Below are 14,388 nucleotides of genomic sequence, written 5' to 3'. Positions count from 1 at the left end.
TCGGCGTCGGGGATACCATCGATTTTGGGGCCGCACCCGCCGCGGCCGATAATGACGAAACCGCCGCCCCGGAAACTGCCCACGGCCCCGACGGGGAGCCGCTGGCCGAAGCCGACGAGCTGAGCGCCGAGGAAGCCGACGGCAGCGACGACGCGGCCGAAGAGCTGGCCCTGGCCGTGCAGGCCGAGGAAGGCGACTTCAAGCCGGGCGAAACCATCCACGACATCAGCAGCATCGGCGGCATGTACCAGAACTGGTTTCTGGAATATGCCTCCTACGTGATTCTGGAGCGGGCCGTGCCCGCCATCGAGGATGGCCTCAAGCCCGTGCAGCGCCGCATCCTGCACGCGATGAAGGAAATGGACGACGGCCGCTTCAACAAGGTGGCCAACGTCATCGGGCAGACCATGCAGTACCATCCGCATGGCGACGCCAGCATCGGCGACGCCATCGTGAACCTGGGCCAGAAGGACCTGCTGATCGAAACCCAGGGCAACTGGGGCGACGTGCGCACCGGCGACGGCGCCGCCGCTCCGCGTTACATCGAGGCCCGCCTCTCGAAGTTTGCCCTCGACGTGGTCTTCAACCCCGACACCACCGAGTGGCAGGCCAGCTACGACGGCCGCAAGCGCGAGCCGGTGACCCTGCCGGTGAAATTCCCGCTGCTGCTCGCCCAGGGCATCGAAGGTATTGCCGTGGGTCTGTCGACCAAGATCATGCCCCACAACTTCCGCGAGTTGTGCAAGGCCTCGATTGACGTGCTCAAGGGCCGCGACATCATCCTGTACCCGGACTTTCCCACCGGCGGCCTCTGCGACATCTCGAATTACAATAATGGCGTGCGCGGCGGCAAGCTGCGCCTGCGCGCCACCATCGAGAAGGTCGACAAAACCATGCTCATCATCCGCGACGTGCCCTACGGCACGACGACCACCGGCGTGATGGAAAGCATCGTGAAGGCCTCGGAAGCCAACAAAATCAAGATCAAGAAGGTGGTGGACAACACCGCCGCCGTGGTGGAAATCCAGGTGCACCTGCCCGCGGGCGTGTCGCCGGACCTGACCATGGACGCGCTGTACGCCTTCACCGACTGCGAAATCAGCATCTCGCCCAACACCTGCGTCATCATCGACGAGAAGCCGCGCTTCGTGGCGGTGGAGGACATGCTGCGGCTGAGCACCAGCAAGACGCTGCGCCTGCTGGAGCGGGAGCTGCAGATCCGGCAGGACGAGCTGCAGGAGCGCTGGCATTCGGCCTCGCTGGAGAAAATCTTCATCGAAAACCGCATCTACCGCAAGATCGAGGAGTGCGAAACCTGGGAGCAGATCCTGGAAACCATCGACGCCGGGCTGAAAAAGTACGTGCGCATCGACGGGGAGCGGGAAAAGGCCAATGACACGCGCATCGTGCTGCGCCGCGCCATTACGGAGGATGATTTGACCCGCCTGACGGAAATCCGCATCAAGCGTATCTCGAAGTACGACGGCTTCAAGGCCGACGAGTACATCCAGAAGCTGGAAGCCGAGCTGGAAGAGGTGGCCGACAACCTGGCCAACCTCACGCGCTACGCCATCCGCTACTTCGAGGGCCTGCTGAAGAAGTACGGCGACGCGAAGGAGCGCAAAACCGAGCTGCGCACCTTCGACGTGGTGACGGCCCAGAAAGTGGCCGTGGCCAACCAGAAGCTGTACGTGAACCGCCAGGACGGCTTCGTGGGCCACGGGCTGAAGAAGGACGAGTTCGTGTGTGACTGCTCCGACCTGGACGACATCATTGCCATCCGCCGCGACGGCTCCTTCGTGGTGACCCGGATTGCGGAGAAGACCTTCGTCGGCAAGGACCTGCTGCACGTGGGCGTCTACAACAAGAACGACGACCGGCTGGTGTACAACATGGTGTACCAGGATGGCCCGTCGGGTATCAGCTACGCCAAACGTTTCCTGGTCACGGGCATCACGCGTGATAAGTCCTACGATCTGACCAAAGGCGGCAAGAACTCCAAGGTGCTGTACTTGACGGCCAACCCTAACTCGGAGTCGGAAATCCTGTCGGTGGAGCTGTCGGACAAGGCCCCGGCGCGGGTGAAGAAGTTCGACTTCGACTTTGCCGAGCTGGCCATCAAGGGCAAGGGCTCGATGGGCAACATCGTGACCAAGCAGCCGGTGAAGAAGATTACCCAGAAGTCCAAGGGCGACTCCACGCTCGGCGGGCGCGAGGTGTTCTTCGACGAAGTGGTGGGCCGCCTGAACACCGGCGGGCACGGCCGCTTCCTGGGCACCTTCGATACCGAGGACGCGGTGCTGGCCATCTACAAGGACGGCTCGTACGAACTGACTGCGCCCGACCCGGCCATTCACTTCGTGATGCGCGACCTGGTGCTGCTGCGCAAATTCGAGCCCGACACGGTCATCAACGCGGTGTACCTGGAAGGCGAAACCAAGACGCACTACGTCAAACGGTTCCGCATCGAGACGAGCACCCTGGCCAAGAAATTCGTCTTCATCCCCGAAACCAAGGGCACGCACCTGCTGGTGGCCACCTGCGGCGTGGCGCCCGAAATCGAGGTGAAAGTGCAGAAGGAAAAGAAGGGGGAGAAGCTCTCGGAGCGCCTGCACCTGCACGAGTTCATCGACGTGAAGGGCTGGAAGGCCATGGGCAACAAGCTCAACTATTTCAAGGTGCTCGGCGTGGAGCTGCTCACCGACGAAGGCCCCGAGCCGGAGCGCAAGGCCCAGGCCAAGCGCAAGGGCCCGGCCACCATTCCGCGCCCCGCCTCGGCCACCACGCCCGAGGACGGCCCGCTGCCCGAGCACGACGGCCCGGTGGAAATTTCGGCCGAGGAAGTGGCCCAGGCGCAGGCCCTGTTGCAACGCAAGCCCAAGTCGCAGATGACGCTGTTCTAGGGTACTGCGTCGTTGGTAGTCGGGCAAAAGCTGTGCTACCTGACTACAGGACACCGACCACTGAATTAAACCGCGGCCCGGTTTTGTTGTCTAGCCAAACGGCGGGCGGCAAGGCCGGGCCGCTCTGCGTTTGCAGCCTTTTGGCCGCGGAACCGTATCTTACCCTTGCCGAACCACCCGCCGGCGCTCCTGCTTTACCGTTATGCTCACCGCCCGCCTGCGTTTGTTAGTGCCGCGCCGCCTGCTGCTGGGCCTGGCGTGCTGCTGCCTGCCGAGTCTGGCCGCGCGCGCCGACGACCCCAAGGACGCGCCCAACTCGGTGGACGTGTCGGCGCTGCTGCGCGAGGCCAAAGCCCTGCAGCTGCAGTATCGCGAATCGGCCGCCTTGGCCCGCTACGAGCAGATTCTGGGCGCTTTCCCGCGCAACTACGAAGCGCTGTGGCAGGCCGCCGTGCTCAGCGTCAACATCGGCACCCGCTACACCGACGAAAGCCGCCGGGGGGCCTACTACACCTCCGCCCGGCAGTTTGCCGACCGCGCTTACGCCGTCAACCCTAAGGGCGGGGAAGCCAACTACGCCGTGGCCCTGACCCTGGCCCAGCAGGCCACCATCCGCAGCGCCCGCGACCGGCTCAGCCTCTACAAAAGCATGAAGCCCTACGTGCTGCGCGCCGTGGAATACAGCCCCACGCTGCCCGAGGCCTGGCAGGTGCTCGGCCGCTGGAACTACCGCGTGGCGCACCTGAACTTGGTGGAGCGCGCCTACTGCCGCTTGTTTCTGGGCGGGCCGCCCACCGGCGCCTCCAACACCAAGGCCATGGAAGCCCTGCGCAAAGCCCACAACCTGGACCCCTGCCGCATTCAGTACTACTACGACCTGGCCCGGGTGTACCAGAATCAGCGCCTGCAGCAGTCGGCCCGCGAGGTGCTGAAGGAGGCCGCCGAGTTGCAGCCTATGACCGGCGAGGAGCTGGAAATCAGCCGCCGCTGCCGTAAGATGCTGGAGCAGATGGGCGGTAGCTGAGCAGCGCCTATACCAAAATCAGTCCTGCCGGACGGCCTGCCAGCCGTCCGGCTTTTATTTGATGGCAGACGGTTCGTTTCCCCCTGAATTGGGTTAACTTATTAGCCGGTACAGCCGGCTACTTCCCGGTTGGGCCGCGGCATCATGAGCCAATCGGTAGGAGAGAAGCTGCGCGCAGGCCTCGGAATATTGGTCTGTCTTGGGCTGAGCACACCCGCCGCGGCCCAATCGGACGCTGACGTAGCCGCCCGGTTGCGCCAGCAGCTGACGGCGCTGCCAGCTGGCCAGGCCGAACCAACCGAGCAGGTGCAGCGCTTCTATGGCCAGGCGAATTTCCAGCCGGTCTGGACGACGGCCACGGGTGCCCGGGCCGCCGCCCGGGCCGGCGCCCGGCTGTTGCGGCAGGCCCCCGAGTACGGGCTGCGCCCCGACGAGGCGGCCAACCAGGCCTTGGCCCAAACCCTCGATTCGCTGGCGCTGCCAGGCGCCGGTCTGGATGAGCAGCTCGCTCGCCGCGTGCGGGCGGAGTTGCTGCTGACGACCCGGCTGCTGCAGCTGACCAGCCAGCTGCGCCGTGGCCAGCTGCGCCCCGAAAGCCTGCAGCCTACCTCCTGTGCCGCCGATTCCGTGTTCGACCCGGTGTTCTGGCTGCTCGCGGCCCGGCAGTGCCCCGATTTCAGCCAGCAGGTGCTGGCCGCGCAGCCCCGCAGCCGCAGCTACGTGCGCCTGCTCGGGGCCTGGCAGCGCCTGCTGCGCACCGATTCGGCCGCGGCCCGCCGGCAGCAGTGGCTGGTGGCCGCCAATCTGCAGCGCCTGCGCTGGGAGCCGGTAGCCGACTCGATTTACTGCGTGGTGAACATTCCGGCCTACAGCCTGCAGGTGGTGCGCCGCGCCAAGGTGCTGCGCACGTTCCGGGTGGTAGTAGGCGCACCCGCCACGCCCACCCCCGAGCTGTGCAGCCGCATCCGCTTTTTCGAAACCTCGCCGCGCTGGAACGTGCCGCGCAGCATTGCCACCCGCGAAATGCTACCCCAGTTGCGCCGCAACCCCGGCTTCCTCGACGCCAATAACTACATTCTCTACGACCAGCAGGGCCGCGTACCTAACCCGCGCCGCATCAATTGGAAAGAAGTGTCGGCCGAGTCGTTTCCCTACGTCATTCGGCAGGCCGCCACCAGCGACAATGCCCTGGGCAACGTGGTATTCCGTTTTCCCAACCCGCACGACATTTTTCTGCACGATACGCCGGCCCGGCGGGTGTTCGGCCAACCCCGGCGCGCCCTCAGCCACGGCTGCATCCGCCTGCAGAACCCGCTGCAGCTGGCCGTGTTCCTGCTGCGCCACGACCTGGCCGCCCAGCCCGAGCGGGCCCAGCGCAACGTCGAGCGGATGTGGGACAGCGTCTACGGCGGCTACAGCAAGTATTTCCCGCTGCGCTACCCCATGCCCGTGTACGTGCGCTACCTCACCTGCCACGCCGACGACGGCCCCGCGCTGCGCCAGCTGCCCGACATCTACGGCCGCGACGCCGAGCTGATGGCGGCCTTGCGCGGGGATGCGGCCCCGACCGTCGTGGCCGGGGAGTAGCAGCCGGTAGCGGGCGTTGGAGCCGGGTGCGTACCTTTGCCGCCTCTGCCTTACTTCCGAAAACCGTGTTTCGACCCGTTTGCCGTTTGCTGCCGTTGGTGCTGGCCCCGTTGGTGCTGGCCTGCGGCAGCGCCACGCCCGAGGCGGAACAGCCCGACACCATGGTCGACCTCGGTACGGTGCGCAGCGGGCCCGAAATCCAGGCCAACGAGCTGAACGGGGCCATTGCCCGCCAGCCGCGCAACCCCGTTCTGTACGCCCGCCGGGCCGATTTTCGCGTGAAGGACGGCCAGCTCGACGCCGCGCTGCGGGACATCAACCAGGCCATTGAACTGGACGAAGACGCGCCCGGGGAGTTTTTTCTGACCAAAGCCCGCGTACTGCGCGCCCAGGGCAAGCTGGAAGCCGCCATCGACGCCACGGCCCAGGCCCAGCAGCGCGGCTACAACCCGCCCGAGCTGCACTTGCTGCTCGGCGAAACCAATTTGGCCGCCCGCCGCTACACCACCGCCCTCGACTACCTCGACCGCGTGCTGCGCGAAGACGCCGACAACGCCGCCGCGCTGTTCTACAAGGGCCTCGTGTACGCCAACCTGCGCGACACCGTGCAGGCCCTCGACTACTTGCGCGCCAGCGCCTTGCGCGCCCCGCGCCAGGCCGAAGTACTGCACCAGACGGCCTACCTGCTCAACGCCAACCGTCAGCCCCTGGCCGCCGCGCCCTACATCGAAAGCGGTCTGCGCGCCGACCGCAGCTACGCCGCCCTCTGGTACGACCGGGGCCGCGTGTTCGACTTCGCCGGCCAGCCCGACAGCGCCGCCCGCCAGTACGCCCGCGCCGTCCGCCTCGATACCACGCTCTACCGCGCCGATTACCGCCTCGGCCTCTACCACTACAAGGGCAAGCGCTACGCCCAGGCCATTCGTCCGCTCAGCCGCGCCCGTCGCCGCAGCCAGTACCTGCCCGACGTGGGCCTGATGCTGGCCGAAAGCTACGAGTCGGTGGGCCAGACGCAGTCGGCCTGGATTGCCTACCGGGCCCTGGTGAAGCAGATTCCCGGCAACCGGCACTACACTTACAAAGTCTGGAAAGTCGGTCAGCGGCTACCCAACCGCCAGCTCGATTCATTGAAGCTGGTGTATGGGGCGCCGCCCTTGCCCCAGCCGCGCCGTGTGCCCACCACCGTCCCGACCACCATCGAGCCGCTGGAAGTGAAGCCGCCCACGCTGCTCACGCCCTCCAACTAGCGGCGGTGAATTAATGCGCCCATCGTGGCGTTATCAGCCCGGTAATGCCCAATTCTCCGCTTCCGACGTGGTTTCTGCGTTTGAAGCTGCTAACTTGCGGGCTACCGCAATTTTTTGCACGTTTCATCTAATGATTAACATCACGCTCCCCGACGGCTCCGTGCGTCAGTTCGAAGCGGGTGTGAGCGGCTACGACGTAGCCGCCAGCATCAGCGAAGGCCTGGCCCGTAACGCCTTGGCCGTGCGCGTCAACGGCGAAGTCCGCGACCTGCACCGCCCCATCCAAGACTCCGCCAACCTGGAGATTCTCACATGGAACGACGAGGCGGGGAAGAATACCTTCTGGCACTCCTCGGCCCACTTGCTGGCCGAGGCGCTGGAAGCTTTGTACCCGGGCATTAAGTTCGGCATCGGTCCGCCCATCGAAAACGGCTTCTACTACGACGTGGACCTGGGCGAAGGCCGCAGCATCGGCCCCGACGACTTCGCCAAGATCGAGCAGAAAATGCTGGAACTGGCCAAGAACAAGAGCCGCTACGAGCGCCGCGAGGTGTCGAAAGCCGACGCCATTGCCTACTTCACCGAGAAGGGCGACCCGTACAAGCTGGACCTGCTGGAAGGCCTCGAAGACGGCAGCATCACTTTCTACGAGCAGGGCAACTTCACCGACCTCTGCCGCGGCCCGCATATTCCGGATACCTCCGGCATCAAGGCGGCCAAGCTGCTGAACGTGGCTGGCGCCTACTGGCGCGGCAACGAGAAGAACAAGCAGCTCACCCGCATCTACGCCATTACCTTCCCCAAGGACAAGGAGCTGAAGGAGTACCTGCACAAGCTGGAGGAAGCGCGCAAGCGCGACCACCGCAAGCTGGGCAAGGAGCTGGAGCTGTTCGCGTTTTCGGAGCGGGTAGGAGCGGGGCTGCCGCTGTGGCTGCCCAAGGGCACCGCCCTACGGGAGCGTTTGGAGCAATTCATGCGCCGCGCGCAGGTGAAGGCCGGCTACCAGCCCGTCGTCACGCCGCACATCGGGGCCAAGGAACTGTACGTGACGTCGGGCCACTACGAGAAGTACGGCGCCGACTCGTTCCAGCCCATCAAGACGCCGAACCCGGGCGAGGAGTTCTTCCTCAAGCCCATGAACTGCCCGCACCACTGCGAGATATACAAAACCAAGCCGCGCTCCTACCGCGACCTGCCCCTGCGCCTGGCCGAATTCGGCACGGTGTACCGCTACGAGCAGTCGGGCGAGCTGCACGGCCTGACCCGCGTGCGCGGCTTTACGCAGGACGACGCCCACATCTTCTGCCGCCAGGACCAGGTGAAGGAGGAGTTCCTGAAGGTGATTGATTTGGTGCTGTACACCTTCAAAGCCCTGGGCTTCGAAGACTACACCGCCCAGATTTCGCTGCGCGACCCGGAGAACAAGCAGAAGTACATCGGCAGCGACGAGAACTGGGCCGCCGCCGAATCGGCTATCCAGGAAGCGGCGCTGGAGCGCGGCCTGCGCACCGTCACGGAGCTGGGCGAGGCGGCCTTCTACGGCCCCAAGCTCGACTTCATGGTACGCGACGCCCTCGGCCGCAAGTGGCAGCTGGGCACCATTCAGGTCGACTACAACCTGCCCGAGCGGTTCGAGCTGGAGTACGTGGCCCCGGACAACTCGCGCCAGCGCCCGGTGATGCTGCACCGCGCCCCGTTTGGCTCGCTGGAGCGGTTTGTGGCCGTGCTCATCGAGCACTGCGCCGGCAACTTCCCCTTGTGGCTGGCCCCGGAGCAGTTCATCATCCTGCCGATTTCGGAGAAGTACCACGACTACGCCCAGCAGGTGCTGGCCCAGCTGCAGCAGGCCGACCTGCGCGGCAGCACGGATGAGCGCGACGAGCGAATCGGCCGCAAAATCCGCGACGCCGAGATGCAGAAGATTCCCTACCTGCTGGTGGTGGGCGAGAAGGAAGCTGAAAACGGCATCGTCTCGGTCCGCCGCCACGGCGAAGGCGACCTGGGCTCCATGCCCATCGAGCTGTTCATCCGCAACTTCCAGGCGCAGGTCGAGGAAATGATGAGCGGCCGTGCCGTAACGGCTCATTCGTAAGAGCGAGGCCTCCCGAACGTCATTCCGAGTGAAGTCGAGGAATCTTGCGTGTTTGGTCTGCTAGTAACCTCAACGAGAAGGATGCTATCAGGAGTCAGCACGCGAGATTCCTCGACTTCGCTCGGAACGACGTTCTATTTTAATCGTTCTTCTTTTCCTTACGGCTGTGGAATAGAACTAATCCGCCGCTCCAACCGTTAAAACCCTTGCAGCCCGCCGGAAACACGGTTTTCGGCGGGCTGTATTTTGTCATTCGGGAAAATTGCCGGATATTCGCCCGCTCAAATGGTTGGCGGCGCTGATTTACAGCTGCTTTCCGGCCTTTGACCCGACCACGTTTCACCTAAACTCTGAAGTCTTATCAGAACCCCTAACCGCCGCCTCCCTCCGCGCCAAGTGGAGGAGCCGTTCAAAATCAATGGCAAGATTACGGCCCGCGAAGTCCGCCTGGTAGGCGACAACGTGGAGCAGGGCATTTACCCTACTGAGCAAGCCCGCCGCATGGCGGAAGCGCAGAGCCTGGACCTCGTGGAGATTTCTCCCACGGCCGTCCCGCCGGTATGCCGCGTTATCGACTACTCGAAATTCAAGTACGAGCAGAAGAAGCGCACCCGCGAGATGAAGGCCAAGCAGACGAAGGTGGTGGTCAAAGAAATCCGTTTCGGCCCCAACACCGACGACCACGACTTCGCGTTCAAGCTCAAGCACGCCCAGGAATTCCTGCGTGAAGGCGCCAAAATCAAGGCTTACGTGCATTTCGTGGGCCGTTCCATCGTCTTCAAGGAGCGCGGCGAAATCCTGCTGCTCAAGTTTGCCCAGGCCCTTGAGGATCTGGCCAAAGTAGAGCAGCTGCCCAAGCTCGAAGGCAAGCGCATGTTCCTCTACCTCGCGCCCAAAGCCGTGGTAGTGAAGCCTGCCGGCTCGCCGGCGCCGAAGCCCGCCACGGAAGGCAAGGCTCCGAAAGCTGCTGCTTCCAACGAAGCGGCCGAATAAGTTACTCCAGCGCGGCGTGAGCCGCTCCGTTGTTCAGGCGAGCCGGCCCTAGGCAGCCGGCCGCCGATGTTTTACCCTTCAACCTTTCTCACAATGCCGAAAATGAAAACCAAGTCCGGCGCCAAGAAGCGTTTCTCGCTGACCGGCACGGGCAAAGTAAAGCGCAAGCACGCGTACAAGTCGCACATTCTGACCAAGAAGAGCACGAAGCGTAAGCGCGCCCTGACCCATGTCACCCTGGTTAGCTCCGCTGACATGAACCGGGTGAAGGACATGCTGGTCCTCTAAGCGGCGGCCCGAAGCTCCCGCTGAACATTTTTTCAACCCGGCGTCCGGTTATTCGCCAAGCCCCTTCAGAATGAGGGAGGCACCGGCCGCCAAAAACAAGTAGGTTATGCCAAGAAGCGTCAATAACGTGGCCTCGCGCCACCGTCGCAAAAAGGTAATGCGTCTGGCCAAAGGTTACTTCGGCCGCCGCAAGAATGTCTGGACCGTTGCCAAAAACGCGGTTGAGAAAGGTCTGCTCTACGCTTACCGTGACCGGAAAGCCAAAAAGCGCGACTTTCGTGCCCTGTGGATCCAGCGTATCAACGCCGGTGCCCGCATCCACGGCCTGTCGTACTCGCAGTTCATGGGCGGCCTGAAGAAGGCTGGCATCGACCTGAACCGTAAGGTGCTGGCCGACCTCGCCCTGAACCACCCCGAGGCCTTCAAAGGCATCGTGGAGAAAGTGAAAGCGTAGTTGCTGATAATAGTAGCTTAGCACGAAGAAGCCCGGCCATTTGGTCGGGCTTTTTTATCTTCAAATCCGCGGCGACAGAATCGCCGAAAGCCGTTACGCGCTCAGCGGGCGGCTTTTTTCATTAGTTCAATAATGGTTTGCCGGTCCTCGGCCAACTGCCGGTAAGTTTCAGCCTTTTCCTTCCAAGCGGTCAACTCCTTCTGACATTCTGCCAAGGCCGCTTGTGGACTGGTTTTGTCAGTCAGTTCAGGTTTGCCGAGCAATTTGATATCCGGTTCGCTGGCGCCTGGGACAGGCTGGGCGGGTAGAGAATAAGCAGTTGCAGCTTTTAGCGGCTGGCCTTTACCCATTACCAGCCATTCCAGATCTACTTGGGGGTACTGCGCTTTAATTTTCTCCAATGTATCAAAGCTTGGCTTGGACATACGTCCTCCGAGCATATTGGCCAGTACGGTGCTTCTGACCCCAATAGATACAGCGAATGCACTGACTGATTTGGCGCCTACAATCCTGATTAGCTCCTGAAGCCGTTCGGCAGTGGAATCCATGGCTGAAGAAATATTCCATATCATGAGATGTTGCACATGTGGGGTGTACAACACATCGTCAATGGCTTTTCGCCACAAAAAAACGAAATCTGGCGGGAATTAGGCATTGCTTCAAAAGCATCGTCAGGATTCCGTTTTTCTGGGCACGTAGTGGCAAAAGGGCTTGTGACCACATGCGTATACACTTGGTGCAGTGGCGTAAGCGGGCCAGGTAGTGGCGCAGTAAACGGTTGCAGCTTTCCACGGAGGTGGTTTCAGCCCTGTACGGCTGGGCCACATCGGGTACAGTATAATTGATTAACTATCAGGTGCATGCAAATAGAAAAAGCCGAGTGCCAGGTTAAAGGCACTCGGCTTTTTTGCTATGTAGCGGGGACGAGAGTTGAACTCGTGACCTCAGGGTTATGAATCCTGTGCTCTAACCAACTGAGCTACCCCGCCCTGTTTGGTGGTGCAAAGGTAAAGCGAAGATTTAACCCTACGCAAGCTTTGACGGAAAAAAAAGCCGTGTATCTTGCCGCTAGTACCCAATCTGGCTGATTGCCAGCCAGACAAATTTTTCGCTTCTCTCGCTTCCCTATGCCTCTTTCTGCTACTCGCTCCAAGCACCGGTTCGTGCAGGAATACCCCGTCAACGCCTCGGCTAAGATTCTTTATCCCTACCTCGCTTCGGCCTCCGGGCTGCGCCAATGGTTCTGCCAGGACGTGCAGATGGTGAATCCGCACATCTTCAACTTCGTGTGGGACAACCAGCCCCACCTCGCCGAAATCACCTCGCAGCGCACCAACCGCTCGGTACGCTTCGTGTTCCTGGGGCCGGAGCGCCGGCACATGCCCGATGCCAACTACCTCGACTTTACCATTGAGTCGTCGGAGCTGACGCAGGAGGTCTTTCTGAAGGTCGTGGACTACTCGGAGGAAACCGACGACGTGGAACTGACCGAAATGTGGGACAACCTCGTCCAGAACCTGCGTGAACAGGTAGGCGGCTAAGTCACTTTTCTCAGCACCTTTATGTTCCAATAGGAGCGGCGCCTGCCCGGTATCGGGGCAGGGCTGCTCCTTTTTTATTAGCCAACCGTTTCCCGGCGTCGGGGCATGTACCTTTGCGGCCGTTTTCGGCGTTAAGGAGCCAACTGCTGCGGCTTACTGCTGGTATGAAGAAAATCGATAAACTAATCCTGCAGGCCTTTTTCGGGCCATTTCTGCTCACGTTTGCGGTGGTGGAGTTCGTCTTCCTCACCCAGACGATGATGAAGTACCTCGACGACCTCGTTGGCAAGGACCTGGGGACGGGCGTAATCCTGCAGCTACTGATGTATTTCAGCGTGCTCATCGTGCCCATCTCGCTGCCGCTGGCGGTGCTGCTCTCTTCGCTGATGACCTACGGCAATCTGGGTGAGCACCACGAGCTGACGGCCATCAAGACCTCAGGCGTGTCGCTGACGCGGATTCTACGGCCGGTGATGCTGTTCAGCGCCCTGCTGGCCGGCTTCGCTTTCTGGTTCAACAACACCATCGTGCCCAAGGCCAACCTGAAAGCCTACAGCCTGCTCTGGGACGTGCGCCAGCAGAAGCTGGCGCTGGACATCCGGCCGGGCGTGTTTTATAATGGTATTCCGGGCTACACCATCAAAGTCAACAGCAAAGCCGGCGAGAATGGCGAGAAGCTGTACGGCGTGATGATTTACGACCACAGCGGCAACAGCGGCAACGTGGCCATGGTACTGGCCGACTCGGGCCGCATGGCCACCCGTTACGACGGGCAGTACCTCGCGCTGGAGCTGTTCAACGGCCGCAAGTACGTGGAGCAGCCCACCGCCCGCGACCGGTCCGGCGCCGGTTTCGTGCAGCAGAAGTTTGACCGCACCGACATCATCTTTTCGTTGGCGTCCTTTAGCCTCGACCGTACCAAGGAAGATCTTTTCAAGGAAAACAAGATTATGCTGACGCTGCCGCAGCTTCGCGGCTTCGTCGACTCCATGCAGGTGGTGCTGAACAAGGAGCGGAAGCAAGCCAGCACGCAGTTGAATCCGTATTTTCTCTACCAGCGCTTCGATACCACGGGGCAGGTATTCGACCAGCGCACCGCCGCCTGGCAGGTACCGGCCACGAAAATGCCGGCGTCGTCGGCCATGGTGCTGGAAGCGGCGGCCAACCGGGCCCGCAACATGCAGTCCTACATGACCACGTATTCGGAGCGCCTAAACAGCACCGCCCGCGAAATGGGCAACTACCGCATCGAGATTTTTCGCAAGTATACCCAGTCAGTGGCCATTCTGGTGATGTTTCTGATCGGCGCGCCATTGGGCGCCATCATCAAGAAAGGCGGCCTGGGCGTGCCGGTACTCGTGTCGATCCTGTTCTTTATCATCTTCTACGTCGTGTCCATCATCGGCGAGAAGTACGGGCGCGAGGCGGTGATGCCGGTAGGCGTGGGCATGTGGATGTCCAACTTCGTGCTGCTGCCCGCCGGCCTGTTCTTCCTCTACCAGGCCCGCCGCGACTCCAGCCTCTTCGAAGTCGACTTCTGGCTGCGCCTCTCACGCAAGCTGCCGAAGTGGTTCGTGCGCAAGCCCGCGCCGGTGACGACGGCAGGGTAGAGGCCCCTCCATCTTTCTTGAAATGAAAGCGTTTGCCCAGACCGCAAGTCCGGGCAAACGCTTTTTTAATGCCCGCTGACTGAAGGACGCCGGCTACATTCAATCCGTATTCCGTCCAACGGACCGAATATTTTCTTACCTTTGCGCCACGCCTAGCTATGTTGCCGGCGTATACCCTTTTTCACACCCTTTAATCCAAGACGGGGCTTCCTCCCTATCTGCCGATGAAACTCACTACCGAAGCCAAGCAGGCTATCTTCGAACAGCACGGCGTTGCTAAGACCAAAACCGACACCGGTTCGGCCGAATCGCAAATCGCGCTGTTTACCACGCGTATCTCGCACCTGACGGAGCACCTGAAAGTCAACAAAAAAGACTTCTCGACCCGTCTGGGCCTGCTCAAGCTGGTAGGTAAGCGCCGTCGTCTGCTGAACTACCTGCAGCAGCGCGACATCACCCGCTACCGCGCCATCATCAAGGAGCTGGGCATCCGTAAGTAACCCACTCCAGAAAGCAGGGAGCCCGCCGGCCGGGTTCCCTGCTTTTTTTGCGTTGCCCGGCACACCTCCGTCTGCCGGGCACGTTGTTTTAATCCCGAGCCGGATTCGCTGGCCCGCTTGCCCAAGTCGGAGCCCAGCTTCGCTGCCAA

The 14,388-nt window shown here is 62.0% G+C and carries 12 protein-coding genes and 1 tRNA gene; 11 read left to right on the top strand and 2 right to left on the bottom strand.

Features of this window, described 5'->3' with window-relative positions; genetic code table 11:
* The first annotated feature begins 164 nt into the window (after positions 1 to 164).
* The 8 genes from FDY95_RS00145 (at position 165) to rplT (ending at position 10,588) form a co-directional block, all read left to right on the top strand.
* Positions 165 to 2,903: a DNA gyrase/topoisomerase IV subunit A gene (locus FDY95_RS00145; RefSeq protein WP_456237372.1), complete on the top strand. Its 2,739-nt coding sequence runs from the start codon at positions 165 to 167 to the stop codon at positions 2,901 to 2,903.
* Positions 2,904 to 3,105: 202 nt separating this feature from the next.
* A complete protein-coding gene (locus FDY95_RS00140; RefSeq protein ID WP_138074706.1) occupies positions 3,106 to 3,927 on the top strand; it encodes a tetratricopeptide repeat protein in 822 nt (273 codons plus the stop codon).
* Positions 3,928 to 4,179: 252 nt separating this feature from the next.
* Positions 4,180 to 5,514 carry a L,D-transpeptidase family protein gene (locus FDY95_RS00135; RefSeq protein WP_138074705.1) on the top strand — a complete coding sequence of 445 codons (1,335 nt, stop codon included), beginning with the start codon at positions 4,180 to 4,182 and terminating at the stop codon, positions 5,512 to 5,514.
* 65 nt (positions 5,515 to 5,579) lie between these two features.
* Positions 5,580 to 6,761 carry a tetratricopeptide repeat protein gene (locus tag FDY95_RS00130; RefSeq protein ID WP_138074704.1) on the top strand — a complete coding sequence of 394 codons (1,182 nt, stop codon included), beginning with the start codon at positions 5,580 to 5,582 and terminating at the stop codon, positions 6,759 to 6,761.
* A gap of 130 nt (positions 6,762 to 6,891) precedes the next feature.
* Positions 6,892 to 8,853 carry a threonine--tRNA ligase gene (gene thrS / locus FDY95_RS00125; RefSeq protein ID WP_138074703.1) on the top strand — a complete coding sequence of 654 codons (1,962 nt, stop codon included), beginning with the start codon at positions 6,892 to 6,894 and terminating at the stop codon, positions 8,851 to 8,853.
* Positions 8,854 to 9,249: 396 nt separating this feature from the next.
* Positions 9,250 to 9,846 (top strand): translation initiation factor IF-3, encoded by a 597-nt coding sequence (gene infC, locus FDY95_RS00120; protein ID WP_246073887.1) that lies wholly within the window; start codon positions 9,250 to 9,252, stop codon positions 9,844 to 9,846.
* A 93-nt stretch (positions 9,847 to 9,939) separates the two neighbouring features.
* The gene (rpmI, locus tag FDY95_RS00115) at positions 9,940 to 10,134 is read left to right on the top strand and encodes a 50S ribosomal protein L35 (protein WP_078013514.1); all 195 of its coding nucleotides are present in this window, start codon (positions 9,940 to 9,942) and stop codon (positions 10,132 to 10,134) included.
* A gap of 106 nt (positions 10,135 to 10,240) precedes the next feature.
* Complete coding sequence (gene rplT, locus FDY95_RS00110; protein ID WP_111476759.1) at positions 10,241 to 10,588, top strand: 50S ribosomal protein L20; 348 nt, start codon at positions 10,241 to 10,243, stop codon at positions 10,586 to 10,588.
* A 101-nt stretch (positions 10,589 to 10,689) separates the two neighbouring features.
* Here the strand turns inward: rplT and FDY95_RS00105 are convergent, their stop codons facing one another.
* Together FDY95_RS00105 and FDY95_RS00100 are read right to left on the bottom strand one after the other, a co-directional pair.
* Positions 10,690 to 11,136, bottom strand: a complete 447-nt coding sequence (locus FDY95_RS00105; RefSeq protein WP_138074701.1) for a hypothetical protein — start codon at positions 11,134 to 11,136, stop codon at positions 10,690 to 10,692.
* A 367-nt stretch (positions 11,137 to 11,503) separates the two neighbouring features.
* Positions 11,504 to 11,577, bottom strand: a tRNA-Met gene (locus tag FDY95_RS00100).
* Between the two features lie 138 nt (positions 11,578 to 11,715).
* Here FDY95_RS00100 and FDY95_RS00095 point away from each other — a divergent pair.
* The 3 genes from FDY95_RS00095 to rpsO all read left to right on the top strand — a co-directional run bounded on the left by FDY95_RS00095 (position 11,716) and on the right by rpsO (position 14,239).
* Positions 11,716 to 12,129 (top strand): START-like domain-containing protein, encoded by a 414-nt coding sequence (locus FDY95_RS00095; RefSeq protein WP_138074700.1) that lies wholly within the window; start codon positions 11,716 to 11,718, stop codon positions 12,127 to 12,129.
* A gap of 164 nt (positions 12,130 to 12,293) precedes the next feature.
* Positions 12,294 to 13,739, top strand: coding sequence for an LptF/LptG family permease (locus tag FDY95_RS00090; protein WP_138074699.1), 1,446 nt, complete (start codon positions 12,294 to 12,296; stop codon positions 13,737 to 13,739).
* A 224-nt stretch (positions 13,740 to 13,963) separates the two neighbouring features.
* On the top strand, positions 13,964 to 14,239 hold the full coding sequence (gene rpsO / locus FDY95_RS00085; RefSeq protein ID WP_111476765.1) for a 30S ribosomal protein S15: 276 nt from the start codon (positions 13,964 to 13,966) through the stop codon (positions 14,237 to 14,239).
* The last annotated feature ends 149 nt before the right edge of the window (positions 14,240 to 14,388 follow it).

The sequence above is a fragment of the Hymenobacter jeollabukensis genome (assembly GCF_005771675.1).
Lineage (GTDB): Bacteria > Bacteroidota > Bacteroidia > Cytophagales > Hymenobacteraceae > Solirubrum > Solirubrum jeollabukense.
The sequence above is the reverse complement of the archived record's forward strand: the minus strand, read 5'-3'. Positions and strand labels throughout refer to the sequence as shown.